Here is a 14,540-nt window from a genome sequence, read left to right on the forward strand (position 1 = left end):
GCCCCATCGGGACGCCAGACGCCGCGCGCCCAGCAAAGTCCGAGCAGCCCCGAGCGGGCCCACCGCTGATTCAGACGCTTCAGAAAATCGTCCGCAGACCGAGCGCAACGCCGGTCTGACTGTTTTTGCCCGGCAACTCGACCGAGGCAGCGCCCGACACCCTGTCGAAATCGACCGTGCCGTATACCTCGGTGCGCTTCGACAGCGCGTATTCCGCCGGCGCCACGAACGTATAGCGATTGCCGCTGCCCAGCAAACCGTTACCGATCGCCGCATTCGACATGTGGTCGTAGTACGCCGCACCGGTCAGCATCAGCGCGTGGATAGCCTGCCAGGTCACGCCGGCAAACGGGCCGTTGTCGACCCGACCTGATCCCTTCAGAGTGTCGACGCCTTGCACCAGCGGCTGTTGCACCAATGCGCTGTCGACAAAACCGGTGTCGTCCTTCGAATGCAGATAGCCGATGTACACGTTCGCCGTGCTGAAGGCATAGACCGTGTCCGCGTTGCAGCGAGTTTGTTTGTGATTGCTGTTGTCGCTGCTCTGCTGCACCCCGGCCGCGACGCTCGATGGACCGGCCACGTATGACAACGTGAAGCCGATCTTATTGCCCGCGCCGAGATGACCCGGAACCTGTCCGGAGAAACCGCCCACGCCCTTCTAGCGAGCCGTGGGCGCCGACAATAAATCACCCTCCTCACCACGCCAAAAGTCCTTTGGCACAATAAATCGTTGCGTTTATTGACATTTGTCTACGTGCATCTGACAAGAATTAACTTTCGCGAATGCTTGCTTGCGTTAGTCTGAAATTCATTCACTGATCGACTTATTTTCGCGGCGACGCTAGCACGTGTGCTGCAGGCACGTTTTTACTGCATGAATACTCTCGCTTCAAATCCGCTGACCCACGCACCGGTCGTTCACGATCTCACGGACGAGCAATGGCACCGCATTGTGCCGCTGCTGCCCGAAATGAAGGAGCACGGGCCACGGCGTGGCCGTCCCAGTATCGACATTCGCCGCGTGATGAATAGCGTGATATGGGTGCTACGCACACGCGCGCCGTGGAGCGCGATGCCCGAGCGCTATGCGCCGTATCAGACGGCACATCGTTATTACCTGCGCTGGAAGAAGTCAGGTGTGCTGGCCGATATCGCGTTCACGTTGTTTGGCAGCGACGATATGCTCGAGCGGCCACTCACGCGAAGAAGCGACGTGCGGGCCGCGTAAATCGCAGCGGGCATCGTCCATTTTTGTTGAGTAATCTAAGTTTCAAAAGAAAAAACCGTCACCGGGCATCGATTCCCCGTGACGGTTTTTTCTTTGAAGCTTCTCGCGCCCGATGCGGCGCCATCCACCAACCGGCTACGCGCGCTGCTCGACCTTGAACACCGCAACGGCATGCTGCAGACGCTCGGTCTGCTCATCGAGCGAACCCGCCGCTGCCGCGGCCTGCTCGACGAGCGCGGCGTTGCGTTGCGTGACGTCGTCCATCTGACGGATCGCGAGGTTGACCTCACCGATGCCCGAGCTCTGCTCCTTGGAAGCCGCCGAAATCTCGTTGATGATGGCCGTCACGCGGCGCACCGCATCGACCACTTCGCCGATTGTGCTGCCGGCACGGCCGGCCAGCGTCGAACCTTCGCCGACTTGCGTCACCGACTGATCGATCAACACCTTGATCTCCTTGGCCGCCGTCGCGCTGCGCTGTGCGAGATTGCGCACCTCACCCGCGACCACCGCGAAGCCGCGCCCTTCCTCGCCAGCGCGGGCGGCTTCGACCGCCGCGTTCAACGCAAGAATATTGGTTTGAAACGCAATGCCTTCGATCACGCTGATGATTTCGCCGATCTTGCGCGAACTATCGGTGATGCCGGCCATTTTCTGCACCACGTCGTTGACCACCTGACCGCCGCGTGCGGCGATGCTTGAGGCGTCTGTCGCCAGTTCCGACGCAGTGGCCGCGTTGTCGGCATTCTGCGTGACGGTCTTGGTGAGTTCATCCATGCTGGCGGCGGTTTGCTGCAACGACGCGGCCTGTTCCTCGGTGCGGCTCGACAGGTCCAGGTTGCCCGCGGCGATTTCCTTCGACGCAATCGTGATCGTCTCCGCGGACGTCTTGATGCGTGCGATGGTGGCCGCCAGTTGATCGCGCATTTCGCGCAGCGAGAACAGCAGGCTCGACGTGTCGTCGCGGCGCAGGTCGATGCGGGTGGCGAGATCGCCGCGCGCTATCTGCATGGCGATCGCGGCCGCCGTGGCCGGTTCGCCGCCGATCGAGCGCGACACGTTGCGCACCACGCGCGAAGCGACAAACGAGACCAGCACGCCCAGCACCACGAGCATGCCGGCCGAACGGGCCAACGTCGCGTAGAACTGCGCCTGAATGTCGTCCATATAGGCGCCGGCGATAAAGTCCCAGCCCCAAGGCGCAAAACGCTTCACATAGCCGATCTTTTCGCTCGGCGTCGTTTCGCCGGGTTTCGGCCACCAGTAGCGCAAAAAGCCCGAACCGCCCGCCGAGCCGCCCGCTTGAGCGATGTCGTGATAGAGCGCATTGCCCTTCGCGTCGCGGAAGCCGCTCATGTCCTTACCGTTCAGCTTCGGGCTCATCGGGTGATCGATCATCACCGAATCGCTGCGCACGATCGTCACGTAGCCGGACGCGCCGTAACGCTGCGCGTTGACGCGGGCGATGGCCTGCTGTTTGGCCTGATCGACGGAGAGCTTGCCGGCGTCGGCCTGCCTGGCGTAGTCCGCGACGATCGACGCCGCCATATCGGTGACGTCAGCCAGATCGGCCTGGCGTGCGTCCATCTGGGCGTTACGTGCGTCGAACGCGTTCACAACGGTCACGATCAGGAGCGCGACCCAGCACAACAGCAACGGCACCCACAGTTTCTGCTTCAGTGTCAGACGGTTCATTATCGGTTTCGACGATGCGTTGGGCTCGGAATAGGGGCGGCTGCAATCTGCGCTGCATAGTCCGCATAACGGCTGCTGTCGCGCTTTCTTTATCCATCTGCTGAAAATTTAGGCGCGGGAAAGCAAAACGGCCGCGTTCAGGCGGCCGTTGCGAAGAGAGGGGGATGAGGCGCCGTGCGGCGCGTGGCCGCTAGATTTGCTCGCGACCAAATGCGCCCAGACGCTCGAGGTCGAGCACGTGGATCTGATTGTACGAGAGGCGCAAAATCTGCAGCTTCTCGAGGTTTTGCAGCGCCTGATTGATCCGTTGACGCGATACGCCCGCTAACAGGCCGACTTCTTCCTGCGAAATAAAGAGCGTGCGACCAGTGTCGGGATACAGATCGGGATTGAACAATTGCGCCAGCGATTGCGCGACGCGTGCATCCACATCGAGCAGCCGGCTATTCTGGATCGACGCGATGAACTCGCCCATCCGGTTGTTCAATTGCCGGATCACGAAGCCGGTGAACGGCAGGCTCGACTCCAGCAGCGCATGGAAAGTCGCCGACGGCACGAACATGACGAGCGAAGGTTGAATCGCGGCCACGTCGTACTTGCGCAGTTCGCGCTTGATCACGCTGCCTTCGCCGAACCAGCCGCCAGGCGGCACGCCCGACAGCGTGCAACTGCGCCCCGACGCGTTGTAGATGGCGAGCTTGATGAGGCCGCTATGCACGCCGATCCAGTAGTCCGACGGCTCCTGGCGGCGGGCGATCCACGCGCCGCCCTCCAGACGCTCGGCGTGAGCGCTGGCGAGGACCATCGCCTGATGCTCGGCAGCGAGTGCGCGGAACCACGCGCAGGTGGCAAACAGGCCCGGCAGGGCGTCGCGCGCGACCCGTTCGGGCCGGTGCGGGTGAGTGTCCGTGAGGACGGGGAGCGGAGCGTCGTTCATAAGTGGCTCGGGTGGCGGGCTCGGCGGAAGTTGGGCGGCATGCGTTGGGGCGAACCAGTCTGTCATTTGAATGACAGACAGTTCACCATGTCACTTGCTAGGCTAGCTTACCCACCAGAATAAGCGACGGCGCGGCCAGCGCCTCAGGAGACGAAGCGATGAAGCACATGTTCGAAGAAGGCCTGGAGCGACGTGAGGCCAATTATGTCCCGCTGACGCCGATCGATTTCATCGTGCGCGCGGCCGAAGTCTACGGTGAGCGGCTGGCGGTCGTCCACGGGGAGATTCGCCGCACCTGGCGCGAGACGTACGAGCGTGCGCGGCGTCTGGCCAGCGCGCTGCGGCAGGCCGGTATCGAGCGGGGCGACACGGTGGCCGCCTTGCTGCCCAACATTCCTCCGATGATAGAAGCGCATTTCGGCGTGCCGATGGCCGGCGCCGTGCTCAATACGCTGAATACGCGGCTCGACGTGTCGTCGCTGCTCTTCATGCTGCGTCATGGCGAGGCGAAGGCGTTGATCGTCGATACGGAATACGGCGAATTCGCGCATCGGGCGGCGCTGGAGTTTCCTGAGCTGCGGGTAATCAGCGTGGCCGACGCGATACCGGCGGACGCCGCGAAGTTCATCCGCGCGACCGACTATGAAGCGTTTCTGCAAGGTGGCGACGCCGTTTTCGCGTGGACGATGCCCGTCGACGAATGGGACGCCATCGCGCTGAACTATACGTCGGGCACGACCGGCGATCCGAAGGGCGTGGTCTATCACCATCGCGGCGCCTATCTGAATGCGCTCAGCAATATCCTCGAATGGGACATGCCCAAACACGCGGTCTATCTATGGACGCTGCCGCTTTTTCACTGCAATGGCTGGTGTTTTCCGTGGACCGTTGCCGCACGCGCCGGCGTCAATGTCTGTCTGCGCAGATTCGATGCGAAGACGGTGTTCGACCTGATTCGTCGCGAAGGCATCACGCATTATTGCGGCGCGCCGATCGTGCAGAGCGCGCTTGCCAATGCGCCGGCGGAATGGCGCGAGGGCATCGCGCATCGCGTGTCGACGATGGTGGCGGGCGCGGCCCCCGCGCCGGCCGTGATCGCGAAGATGAAGGAGATCGGTTTCGATTTGACGCACGTGTACGGGCTCACCGAAACCTATGGGCCGGCGGCCGTCTGCGCGAAACAGGACGCGTGGGACGCACTCGACGACAGCGCACGCGCCGAAATGAACGCGCGGCAAGGCGTGCGTTATCACTTGCAAGCGGCGGTGACGGTGCTCGATCCTGACACGCATGAGCTCGTATCCGCCGACGGCGAAACGCTCGGCGAGATCATGTTCCGCGGCAATATCTGCATGAAGGGCTATCTGAAGAACGAGCGCGCCACGGAGGCAAGCTTCCGTGGCGGCTGGTTCCATACCGGCGATCTCGGTGTGCGGATGCCTGACGGCTATATCCGCATTCGCGATCGCAGTAAGGACATCATCATCTCGGGCGGCGAGAACATTTCGAGTATCGAGGTCGAAGACACGCTGTATCGCCACCCTGCGGTATCGGTTGCCGCCGTGGTGGCGATGGCCGATCCGAAATGGGGGGAAGTACCGTGCGCCTTCGTCGAACTCAAAGAAGGCGCACAAGTGACCGAAGACGAGATCATCGCGCACTGCCGGCTGTTCCTTGCGGGATTCAAATTGCCGAAAGCGGTGCGCTTCGGCGAATTACCGAAGACGTCGACGGGGAAAATTCAGAAGTTCGAACTGCGCGCGCGAATCAAGGCCGAAGGCCATGAATAGCGCGCGTGACCATGGCGATTGACCGCGTTTAACCGCGCGTGTCGACCCAGTGGTGGGCCCAGCGCGCCGAGTGCTGCAAAGCCTGTTCTTCGTTCGTAAAGTAGTCGAGCGAATAGAACTGGTAGCGCCCTTCGGTGCGCGCGCTGTCGGCGCGTTCGAGCAGCAGGTTGGATGAAAACGAGCCATCGGGCAAACGGTGCGCCGAGGGTTTGACGGCATAGCCGTTGTAATGATGAATATGTTTGGTTTGCATTTTATTTCTAATAATGTGCGAGTGCGCGCCGGCCGTGCGAACGCTAATGCGAGTCACGCGGACGAGCTGATTCGAGCCATTGCGAGCCGAATTCTGACGCAGTCGGAAAGCGAAAAATGGGCGTTGAAGCCGGAGGGGAGAATGAGGTGCAACGAGGCGATTGGCGCTTAGGCAAGCTGCTGAAATGATTCGCAGCTAAAAAGCGATCGCGCCAACTGTGGGAGACGAAGCTCCGCGAGGATGTCGCTGCAACCCGGTGTCCGTTGCCGGACACCGAGCCCTTCAAACTTTACAGCGGCGTGATGTTAGCCGCTTGCAGACCCTTCGGGCCTTGCTTCGTTTCGAAGCTCACCTTTTGGTTCTCAGCCAGCGTCTTGAAGCCATTGCCGCTGATTTCCGAGAAATGCGCGAACAGGTCGTCGCCGCCCTTGTCCGGGGTGATGAAGCCAAAGCCTTTGCTGTCGTTGAACCACTTAACGGTACCGGTATCCATGAAGAATCCTTGAGTAAAAATAGTAAAAGATGTGCTCGGTTGAGGAGCGGATGAAGCGTCAAGGAGGGAGAGGACAACGAATACCGCTTGGGAGCGAGACATTGATGAACAGCAATCGAACTTCTTGAACTTCGGGTGGCACAGTAACCGTTTAGGTGCGTCAGCGTCAACCCTTATCTTGTAAATTTTTTGCTGGGCACGTCGAATCGCCGACGCGACGCGCCTGGCGATGCGGCCCTGGTTCGTCCGAAGTTTGCCGTGCCGGGCGACACGGCAAACTGCCGATCAGCGGTGAGGTTTCAGATGCCCACTTTATGGGCAGTGAGGATCAGACGCAGACCCAGCGCGGTGACGGCGCTCGCAGCGACGCGGTCGATCCACGCTTTCCATTGCAGATAGATTTCGCGCGGGCGTTTACTCGAAAAGCACAACGCGACGATCGTGTACCAGCCGGCTTCGATCGCGAAGATTGCGGGCGGCAAGGCGAAGTAGCACCACAGCGGCGGGTGCTGCGGAAGCAGGGCCGCAAAAATGCTGCCGTAATAAACGGCGGTCTTCGGATTGCTGAGTTGTGTGCTCAAACCGATCCAGAACGATTTGCGCGGATTGGTGACGGCAGCTTGCGAAGCGTCGAAGGCGAGCGGTTTAGCCGCGCCGCGCCAGATTTTCGACGCCAGGTAGATCAGATAAAGTCCACCCGCCACTTTCAAGCCCACGTAGAGCCACTCGACGGTGGCCAGCAGCGTATAGAGTCCGAGCAACGCGATGCCGCTAAAAAACACACCGCCGATCCCCATGCCGAGCGCAGTAGCAAGTCCATCGCTGCGGGAAAGTCCGATCGCATTGCGTGCCACGATAACGAAGCTTGGTCCCGGACTCATTGCGCCGAGCAGGAGCGCGGCAAGAATTGTCATGACGGCGGTTGAGGCATGCATGGTGGTGTCTCCTGAGCGTGGATGGGTCAACAGGTATGGGTGGAACTTTGGCTGATCGAACGACTCCCTTTGTTGCCGGCTATTGTAACTTTGGCGCGTGAGTCGGCGAGTTCGTCAGTGCGTGAATGGCGCGCGCGATAGCCGAAAAAGAAATGAATAGCCGACGTTGCACGCAAACCATCCGTTGCTGCAAGCAGAAGAAATTGGATGCTAGAATTCTTGCCCATACGCAGAAGCAAGCCCCGAATGGTGGGTGAGACACAGATCCCCTTCGAACCTATCGAACCGATTACTGGCGAGCCCTCTGGAATCCAGGATTTGTTGGGCATGATTTCCCGGTGCAATTCGACTCGAATAGGGAACGTCATTGCGAATTCGAATTGCGCTCAGCCGATTCGAATTCGCACATAGGCTTCGCGTCGTTTAGCGAAGCCTTTTGTTTATCCAATGCGAGCCATACTAGCCTCGACACCACTACGTTATGAAAGAGCGAGAAGGACAAATGCAGCTCGACCTCGACGGGAATGCGCGTGAGCGCCAGATCGTCTGGATTCGCCGGCGCATGGAAGACTACGGCATCACGTTGGAAGTGCTGGCCGAATCGATCGAGGCCGACGCGAATGCGGTTCGCGCGGTGCTGTACCGCGACGCTTTCGGCAATAGCTGGGACGGTTATGGCGATAAGCCGGATTGGCTCAAGCGTGCCATTCACGCTGGACAGAACATTGACCACTTTCGTTGTTAACGGCTGAAGCGGTTCGCTCGGCGATGAGTCCGCGGCGAATCGGCTGACATGTGCCTTTACCGTTGATAGGCGGCACGATCTGCCTTACCATCGCCCGGGTCGTTGCCGGCTTCGTGTCCACTCCATTTCGGGCACACACGGCACAGAACTGGAAGCTGAATGCCGTACGGTCGTCGAAGTCCCTCGTTTGAATTCCCTGCCTGTCGTTTTCCTGCATGGCTCCGCTGTTTCGCGGCCATCGGCCTGTTATGGCTGAATGTCGGCGCGTCGTTCGGTGCGGCGCATGAGTCTGCGCGGCATTCGTCCGCTCGCGTGAGCCGACAGGCTGTGCCGTCAACGAAGCACACTTCGAAAGCGAAAATCCACCCGTCCAACAAAGCGAAAAAGTCCACTGCCGGCAACGCGCGGCGTCGCGTCGCGCATAAACGCAAGCAGCTGACGGCCGCCGAGTTGCCCATGCATGCCAGTCAGCACGCGACCAAGCATCGCAAGCAGGCTGCGCGCAATGCGCGCGAGCCACGCGGCGTACGACGTCCCGCAGCGGTGACCGCACAGCGCAATGCGACGTCCACGGCAGCATCGCGCACGGCCGCGCGTGCGTCGCCTCGTTCGCCGCATCTGTTGGCGCGCTGCGGTTATACACCTCGGTCGCGCGCTTTGCTGCGCGCGAAAGCCGTTTATGTCGTGGACGAACGCACGCATACCGTGCTCACCGAAAAGCAGGCCGATCGGGTCATGCCAATCGCTTCGGTATCCAAACTGATGACGGCGGTCGTGTCGCTCGACACCAAACGCGCGTTGAATGCACCGCTCGACGTTACCGTTCAGGATCAGGATTTCGACAAGTTCACCGGCTCGCGTCTGAGCGTGGGGTCGAGATTGTCGCGTCACGACATGCTGCACATTGCGCTGATGTCGTCGGAGAACCGTGCGGCCGCCGCGCTGAGTCGCGATTACGCGGGCGGACGGCCGGGCTTCGTCGCGGCGATGAATGCGAAGGCCCGTGCGCTTGGCATGCGGCATACGTCGTTCGTGAACGGTACGGGTTTGTCGCCGCACAATGTTTCGACGGCGCGCGATTTGTCGCGACTGGTCGCGGCGGCGAGCCGTTATCCGTTGATTCGCGCCTATTCGACCGATCGCGCGCAAGTGGTTTTGCCGGGCGGCGGGCGGGCGCGTTTGAGTTATGTGAACTCGAATGCGCTGGTGCGTGGCGGCGACCGTTCGATCGTTCTTCAGAAAACCGGCTTCATCAACGAGGCAGGCCATTGTGTCGTCGTGCGAATGAGAGTGCACGGCCGGCCTGTCGATATCGTCGTGCTCGGCGCGCCAGGCTCGCGCGATCACATTGCCGACGTGGAGCGCATCAGCCGCTGGCTGCACTGTTCGCTTCGCTGAGAGCTTGCAACCGGCGGCTTGCAGCTTTCAGCCGTTCGCGCTTTTCAGCGGCCGCATCAAAGGCCGCAGGCCAAAAAAAAGCCCGCGCGGGGCGGGCTTAACTACTCGGAGTTTCGCGATCCAGTCGCTGGACGGATCATGCTCAGTGTATGTGAAAGCGATATGAAAGTATAGAAAAACGACATCAAAGGTCGAAAAACACGGTTTCCTGCTCACCTTGCATGTGGATGTCGAAACGGTACACGTTGGCGGTGTTCGGCTCGCGGCGTGCGATCAGCGTGCCGCGCCGGTCCGCTGGGACCGCTGCCAGCACGACGTCCTGCGCGTTCGCGTCGGTTTCGTCCTCGAAATAGATGCGTGTGAATGTGTGCAGCAGCATGCCGCGCATGGTCACGATCACGTTCAGATGCGGCGCTTCATCGGGACTCACGCGACCGGGTTTGACCGTCTCCACCACAAAGCGCTTGTGCGGATCCGTTCCGGTACCGACGCGCGCAAAGCCGCGAAATCCCGTCTTCAGGATTTCCTCACGCGATGCCGGAAAGTGGCCGTTCGCGTCGACTTGCGACACTTCGAGCATCGCGTCGCCGATCACCTTGCCGTCGCCGTCGAACAACTGACCGACGATCGTGATGTGCTCGCCGGCCGCTTCGCGGTCGGCCACCACGGGCGTGAACAGGCTCCTGAAATCGAAATCGTATTGCTGCGGGCACAGACCATAGGCGAAGTACGGCCCGACCGTCTGCGAAGGCGTTTGCTTGAGGGTGGTCATGGCTTAGCGCTCCATCGGCGTTTGATTGCGGCCGCGCAGCACGATGTCGAAGTCGTAGCCGAGCGCATAGGCTTCCTGCGTGGTGTCGAGCGAGAAGTTCGCGATCAGCAGGCTGCGGGCGTGTTCCGGCGTGCCCTGGAAAATCGGATCGAACGCGAGCAGCGGGTCGCCGGGAAAATACATCTGCGTCACGAGGCGCGAGCCGAAATGGTCGCCGAACAACGAAAAGTGGATATGGTTCGGACGCCATGCATTCGGGTGGTTGCCCCACGGATACGCGCCCGGTTTGATGGTCAGAAAGCGGTAACGGCCGTCGTTGTCGGTGATGCAGCGGCCCGCGCCGAGGAAGTTCGGATCGAGCGGCGCGTCGTGCTGGTCGGCCTTGTGCACATAGCGGCCGGCGGCGTTGGCTTGCCAGATCTCGACCAGCGTATTGCGTACCGGTCGGCCGCCTTCGTCTAGCACGCGGCCGGTCACGATGATGCGTTCGCCGAGCGGCTCGCCGTTTCGCACGGCATTGCGCGTCAAGTCGTGATCGAGCGAGCCGAGGTCTTCCGTGCCGTACACCGGCACCCGCTGGTCGCGCAGTTTTTCCTTCAACGGAATCAGCGGCTGTGTCGGGCCGCGTTTGACCGATGAACCATAACCGGGATGAATGTAGGCAGGGTGAGACGCGAAGTCGCGCGCGGTGAGAAAGGACTCGTCCATCGGTGTCTCCTTCGACAATTGTGGGATACGGCTTTATGAAGCGACTGTATCCAACGCGAGCGGTTATGAAAAATGACGTTTTCGCTCTTTTCGTATAACCTAACGTTATGCAACGCAGTCTCGCGGATAGCCGCGTCAAATTTCGTCATCTCCAGTGCTTTCTGGCTGTTGCGCAGTTCGGCAGCGTCCAGCGGGCCGCCGACAGCCTGTCGATCACCCAGCCCGCCGTCTCCAAGACTATCGCCGAACTCGAGGCGATTCTCGGCGTGAAGCTATTCGAGCGCGGTCGCCATGGTGCGGTGCCGACCCGCGAAGGGCAGCTCTTCATGCCGCACGCTAGCGCCTGCGTCAGCGCGTTGCGGCAGGGCGTCGACCTGTTGGCGCGCGCGGAAGGCGCGGCGGCGGCCACGCTGGAGGTCGGCGTGCTGCCGACCGTCGCGGCGGCGTTGATGCCACCCGTGCTGGAGCGGATCGCCGTGCTGTGGCCGCGCGTGATCGTGCGTCTCGCAACCGGCGCGAACCCGGAATTGCTCGAGCGGCTGAAAGCGGGCACGATCGAATTGGCGATCGGGCGCCTGGCCGATCCTGAGCGCATGGTGGGTTTGAGCTTCGAGCAGTTGTTCAGCGAACCGTTGATCGCGGTGGTGCGAGCCGGGCATCCGCTGGCGTTGGGGCCGGGCTTGCCGGCCAGTGCGCTGGAAGATTACCCGGTGGTGTTGCCGCCGTTCGGCACGCTGATCCGGCAGTCGGCGGAGAGTTTGTTGAGCGCGTGGGGCGTGCCGCCGTTGTCGGCGTTCGTTGAAGTGCTGTCGGTGTCCACTGGGCGGGCGCTGACGCTGGAGAACGGCGCGGTGTGGTTCGTGCCGCAGAGCGCGGTGGAATACGAGCTGGCGCACGGCCTGCTGGTGCGTTTGCCGTTGCCTTTTGCCGGTACCGACGAGCCGGTCGGATTGATTCGGCGGTCGGATACGCAGCCGTCGCCGGTGGGACGCGCGTTTATCGATGCGATGCGCGAGGTCGCGCGCCGGCGGATGGCGGCGATGGCGGATAAGCCGGTGGAAAAGGGCCCGCGCAAAGGCGTTCGTAAGCGCATGCCTGCAAAGAAGCCGCCGAACTATTGACGCTACCCGGCGCAAGCCGTGAACGACACACCGCGAACCAGGCATCGCAAGCAGCAACCCTGTTCAAATGTGAACCATTTAGTACAAAATGTGGGTTGCGAATGCCCCGCGACCCGGTGTACAAACACGGAGCATATGCGCGTCGCGTACCGCATTGCCGCAGCGCACCACACATCCAGCGTTAACCCGCCAGGAAAAACCGTGTGCGCAGCCAACCTCGGCAACGCCGAACACAGCCGTCGAACGACCGCACAAGGAGATTGCCATGCCCAGCGACCTGCCTACTCCGGACGCCGCGCTGCGCGCCGTGTCGGTGCCTGAGCACAATCCGCTCGGCACCGCCGGCCTCGAATTCGTGGAGTTCGCCGCGCGCGACCCGCAAGCGCTCGGCGAGACCTTCAGACAGCTTGGCTTCAAGGCTGTCGCCCGTCATATCAGCAAGGACGTCACGCTATATCGCCAGGGCGAGATGCAATTCCTGATCAACGCCGAGCCGGATTCGTTCGCCGCCCGCTACGCCGAGGAATACGGCGCGGGCATCTGCGCGATCGGCATTCGCGTGGCCGACGCGCAACGCGCATTCGACCGCGCGATCGACCTCGGCGCCTGGGCGTTCGAAGGCGAGCGGCTCGGCAAGGGAGAATTGCTGATTCCGGCCATTCAGGGCATCGGCGACTCGCACATCTATTTCATCGACCGTTGGCGCGGACGCGGTGGGCAGCGCGGCGGCCTGGGCGACATCTCGATCTTCGACATCGACTTCCGGCCTGTCGAGATCGACACGGCGCACGCGGATCTAAGTCACGCGGGCACCGGGCTCGTTGCCGTGGATCATTTGACGCAAACGGTCGGCGAGGGCCGCATGCAGGAATGGCTCGACTTCTATCGCGATCTGCTCAACTTCCGCGAGATTCACGAGTTGCACGCGAACTGGCACATCGCCGCGGAATCGCGCGTGATGGTGTCGCCGTGCGGCGCGATCCGCGTGCCTCTGTACGAAGAAGGCACGCGTCGGACCAATCTGATGCACGACTATTTGCCGGACCACCCGGGCGAAGGCGTACAGCACATCGCACTCGCTACCGACGACATCTTCGCGTGCGTCGAGCAACTGCTCGCGAACGGCGTCGAATTCGTCGAGCCGCCGCCGCGCTACTACGAGCAACTCGATACGCGTTTGCCCGGTCACGGACTCGACGTCGAGCGACTCAAGCGCACGCATGTGCTGGTGGATGGCGAAATGGGCGCCGATGGCGTGCCGTTGCTGTTTTTTCAGACCTTCGTGCGCCGCCGCGTCGGCGAGATTTTCTTCGAGATCGTCCAGCGCCAGGGACACCACGGATTCGGCGAAGGCAATCTGAGCGCGCTGGCGCAGGCCCGCGATCAGCAAGCGGGCGCTTGACGCGATTCAGCGGTTCAACGCGTCAAGGCTTCAACGCTTCAAGGCTTCAACGCTTCAAGCCCCGGCGCTCTCAATCAACCCTCGGCTCGCCCGCCAACTCCGGATTCACCGCCCCGTAATCCGCCGCCTCGTGCAGCAGCCACTCGCGGAAGCTCGCGAGCGGCTTACCGTGACTCAACTCCGTCGGATAAACGAGGTAGTACGCCGAGTCCGCAACCGCCGGCGCGGCGAGCGGCGCCACGAGTGGAATCACGAGCCCGAGCTGTTCGAGTTGCGCATCCACGAAAAAACGCGGCACTAGCGCGATGCCCAGGCCGGCCGCGGCGGCGCTGATCAGCATGGTGTGAAGCTCGTAGCGTACGCCCTGCATGGTCCGGTTGTCGTCGACGCCCAGATTCGCGAACCACGTTGCCCAACCGTCAGGCCGGGTGGTGGAATGCAGCAGCGGGTAGTCCAGCAGATCGGCGGCTTGTTCCACCGCCCGCTTCAGCAAACTCGCCGCGCACACCGGCACGACTTCTTCGCTAAACAGAAAATCCGCCGACGTGCCCGGCCATGTCGGTTTGCCATAGTGAATCGCTGCTTCGAAATGCGTGTCGGCGAACGGGAACGTGCCGGTACGCACGCCCATGTTCACGCGCACATCCGGGTACTGCGCATTGAATGCCGCGAGCCGCGGAATCAGCCATTGCGATGCGAACGTTGGCAACACCGCGAGTTCCAGATAACCGCCGCCGCTGCCATGCGCGATGATAGACAACGTATCGCGATCGAGCTGTTCCAGCGAACGCCGTACCTGCGCGCTATACACCTTACCCGCCTTGGTCAGCACCACGCGCTGTTTGACCCGTACGAACAGCCGCACGCCGAGATTGGTTTCCAGCGTATTGATCTGCCGCGACACCGCGCTTTCGGTGAGGAACAGTTCGCGCGCCGCATGCGTGAAGCTTTCGTGCCGGGCGGCGGCTTCGAAAGCGAGCAGCGCGCCCATGTTGGGGATCTTGAACTTTCGCATGTTGATTCCGAAAACGCATCAAGTGGCGATTTTATCTCGCTTTAC

Annotated in this window: 15 protein-coding genes and 1 pseudogene; 6 read left to right on the forward strand and 10 right to left on the reverse strand. The window is 61.7% G+C overall.

Annotated features, from left to right (window positions below; translation table 11 throughout):
* Positions 1-79: 79 nt before the first annotated feature.
* Positions 80-658: pseudogene (locus B0G83_RS27410) on the reverse strand (porin); the annotation flags it as partial.
* 219 nt (positions 659-877) lie between these two features.
* Here B0G83_RS27410 and B0G83_RS27415 point away from each other — a divergent pair.
* Positions 878-1,231 carry a transposase gene (locus tag B0G83_RS27415; RefSeq protein WP_146120303.1) on the forward strand — a complete coding sequence of 118 codons (354 nt, stop codon included), beginning with the start codon at positions 878-880 and terminating at the stop codon, positions 1,229-1,231.
* Positions 1,232-1,366: 135 nt separating this feature from the next.
* On the opposite strand, the gene B0G83_RS27420 is transcribed toward B0G83_RS27415, so the two are convergent.
* Positions 1,367-2,926, reverse strand: coding sequence for a methyl-accepting chemotaxis protein (locus B0G83_RS27420; RefSeq protein WP_105510520.1), 1,560 nt, complete (start codon positions 2,924-2,926; stop codon positions 1,367-1,369).
* A 190-nt stretch (positions 2,927-3,116) separates the two neighbouring features.
* Positions 3,117-3,929, reverse strand: a complete 813-nt coding sequence (locus tag B0G83_RS27425; protein ID WP_374954945.1) for a Crp/Fnr family transcriptional regulator — start codon at positions 3,927-3,929, stop codon at positions 3,117-3,119.
* 92 nt (positions 3,930-4,021) lie between these two features.
* Here B0G83_RS27425 and B0G83_RS27430 point away from each other — a divergent pair, with 92 nt between their 5' ends.
* Positions 4,022-5,653 carry an acyl-CoA synthetase gene (locus B0G83_RS27430; RefSeq protein WP_105510522.1) on the forward strand — a complete coding sequence of 544 codons (1,632 nt, stop codon included), beginning with the start codon at positions 4,022-4,024 and terminating at the stop codon, positions 5,651-5,653.
* A 28-nt stretch (positions 5,654-5,681) separates the two neighbouring features.
* On the opposite strand, the gene B0G83_RS27435 is transcribed toward B0G83_RS27430, so the two are convergent.
* From B0G83_RS27435 to B0G83_RS38290, 4 genes are all read right to left on the reverse strand, one after another.
* Positions 5,682-5,906, reverse strand: coding sequence for a hypothetical protein (locus tag B0G83_RS27435; RefSeq protein WP_105510523.1), 225 nt, complete (start codon positions 5,904-5,906; stop codon positions 5,682-5,684).
* Between the two features lie 289 nt (positions 5,907-6,195).
* A complete protein-coding gene (locus B0G83_RS27440; RefSeq protein ID WP_006047703.1) occupies positions 6,196-6,399 on the reverse strand; it encodes a cold-shock protein in 204 nt (67 codons plus the stop codon).
* A gap of 299 nt (positions 6,400-6,698) precedes the next feature.
* Positions 6,699-7,334 carry a LysE family translocator gene (locus B0G83_RS27445; RefSeq protein ID WP_105510524.1) on the reverse strand — a complete coding sequence of 212 codons (636 nt, stop codon included), beginning with the start codon at positions 7,332-7,334 and terminating at the stop codon, positions 6,699-6,701.
* Positions 7,335-7,360: 26 nt separating this feature from the next.
* The gene (locus B0G83_RS38290; RefSeq protein WP_146120304.1) at positions 7,361-7,702 is read right to left on the reverse strand and encodes a hypothetical protein; all 342 of its coding nucleotides are present in this window, start codon (positions 7,700-7,702) and stop codon (positions 7,361-7,363) included.
* A 113-nt stretch (positions 7,703-7,815) separates the two neighbouring features.
* On the opposite strand from B0G83_RS38290, the gene B0G83_RS27450 reads away from it, so the two are divergent.
* Both B0G83_RS27450 and B0G83_RS27455 read left to right on the forward strand, forming a co-directional pair.
* A complete protein-coding gene (locus B0G83_RS27450) occupies positions 7,816-8,079 on the forward strand; it encodes an H-NS family nucleoid-associated regulatory protein (RefSeq protein WP_105510525.1) in 264 nt (87 codons plus the stop codon).
* A gap of 159 nt (positions 8,080-8,238) precedes the next feature.
* Positions 8,239-9,477 carry a serine hydrolase gene (locus tag B0G83_RS27455; protein ID WP_105510526.1) on the forward strand — a complete coding sequence of 413 codons (1,239 nt, stop codon included), beginning with the start codon at positions 8,239-8,241 and terminating at the stop codon, positions 9,475-9,477.
* Between the two features lie 184 nt (positions 9,478-9,661).
* On the opposite strand, the gene pcaG is transcribed toward B0G83_RS27455, so the two are convergent.
* Both pcaG and pcaH read right to left on the reverse strand, forming a co-directional pair.
* Positions 9,662-10,249 (reverse strand): protocatechuate 3,4-dioxygenase subunit alpha, encoded by a 588-nt coding sequence (gene pcaG, locus B0G83_RS27460; protein WP_105510527.1) that lies wholly within the window; start codon positions 10,247-10,249, stop codon positions 9,662-9,664.
* 3 nt (positions 10,250-10,252) lie between these two features.
* Positions 10,253-10,957 carry a protocatechuate 3,4-dioxygenase subunit beta gene (pcaH, locus tag B0G83_RS27465; protein WP_105510528.1) on the reverse strand — a complete coding sequence of 235 codons (705 nt, stop codon included), beginning with the start codon at positions 10,955-10,957 and terminating at the stop codon, positions 10,253-10,255.
* Positions 10,958-11,064: 107 nt separating this feature from the next.
* Here pcaH and pcaQ point away from each other — a divergent pair, with 107 nt between their 5' ends.
* Together pcaQ and B0G83_RS27475 are read left to right on the forward strand one after the other, a co-directional pair.
* Positions 11,065-12,078: a pca operon transcription factor PcaQ gene (gene pcaQ / locus B0G83_RS27470; RefSeq protein WP_258168332.1), complete on the forward strand. Its 1,014-nt coding sequence runs from the start codon at positions 11,065-11,067 to the stop codon at positions 12,076-12,078.
* Between the two features lie 265 nt (positions 12,079-12,343).
* A complete protein-coding gene (locus tag B0G83_RS27475) occupies positions 12,344-13,480 on the forward strand; it encodes a 4-hydroxyphenylpyruvate dioxygenase family protein (protein ID WP_105510529.1) in 1,137 nt (378 codons plus the stop codon).
* 70 nt (positions 13,481-13,550) lie between these two features.
* Here the strand turns inward: B0G83_RS27475 and B0G83_RS27480 are convergent, their stop codons facing one another.
* A complete protein-coding gene (locus B0G83_RS27480) occupies positions 13,551-14,495 on the reverse strand; it encodes a LysR substrate-binding domain-containing protein (RefSeq protein ID WP_105510530.1) in 945 nt (314 codons plus the stop codon).
* Positions 14,496-14,540: the final 45 nt, after the last annotated feature.

Origin of the sequence: Paraburkholderia sp. BL21I4N1 (assembly GCF_002973525.1) — a bacterium.
Taxonomy (GTDB): Bacteria; Pseudomonadota; Gammaproteobacteria; order Burkholderiales; family Burkholderiaceae; genus Paraburkholderia.

Bases quoted from the DNA above. Each gene is read 5' to 3' on its own strand.
- B0G83_RS27430 (WP_105510522.1), top strand. From the start codon at position 4,022: ATGAAGCACATGTTCGAAGAAGGCCTGGAGCGACGTGAGGCCAATTAT.
- B0G83_RS27450 (WP_105510525.1), top strand. From the start codon at position 7,816: ATGAAAGAGCGAGAAGGACAAATGCAGCTCGACCTCGACGGGAATGCG.
- B0G83_RS27475 (WP_105510529.1), top strand. From the start codon at position 12,344: ATGCCCAGCGACCTGCCTACTCCGGACGCCGCGCTGCGCGCCGTGTCG.
- B0G83_RS27425 (WP_374954945.1), bottom strand. From the start codon at position 3,929: ATGACAGACTGGTTCGCCCCAACGCATGCCGCCCAACTTCCGCCGAGC.
- pcaQ (WP_258168332.1), top strand. From the start codon at position 11,065: ATGCAACGCAGTCTCGCGGATAGCCGCGTCAAATTTCGTCATCTCCAG.
- pcaH (WP_105510528.1), bottom strand. From the start codon at position 10,957: ATGGACGAGTCCTTTCTCACCGCGCGCGACTTCGCGTCTCACCCTGCC.
- B0G83_RS27415 (WP_146120303.1), top strand. From the start codon at position 878: ATGAATACTCTCGCTTCAAATCCGCTGACCCACGCACCGGTCGTTCAC.
- B0G83_RS27445 (WP_105510524.1), bottom strand. From the start codon at position 7,334: ATGCATGCCTCAACCGCCGTCATGACAATTCTTGCCGCGCTCCTGCTC.
- B0G83_RS27440 (WP_006047703.1), bottom strand. From the start codon at position 6,399: ATGGATACCGGTACCGTTAAGTGGTTCAACGACAGCAAAGGCTTTGGC.
- pcaG (WP_105510527.1), bottom strand. From the start codon at position 10,249: ATGACCACCCTCAAGCAAACGCCTTCGCAGACGGTCGGGCCGTACTTC.
- B0G83_RS27455 (WP_105510526.1), top strand. From the start codon at position 8,239: ATGCCGTACGGTCGTCGAAGTCCCTCGTTTGAATTCCCTGCCTGTCGT.
- B0G83_RS27420 (WP_105510520.1), bottom strand. From the start codon at position 2,926: ATGAACCGTCTGACACTGAAGCAGAAACTGTGGGTGCCGTTGCTGTTG.
- B0G83_RS27435 (WP_105510523.1), bottom strand. From the start codon at position 5,906: ATGCAAACCAAACATATTCATCATTACAACGGCTATGCCGTCAAACCC.
- B0G83_RS38290 (WP_146120304.1), bottom strand. From the start codon at position 7,702: ATGACGTTCCCTATTCGAGTCGAATTGCACCGGGAAATCATGCCCAAC.
- B0G83_RS27480 (WP_105510530.1), bottom strand. From the start codon at position 14,495: ATGCGAAAGTTCAAGATCCCCAACATGGGCGCGCTGCTCGCTTTCGAA.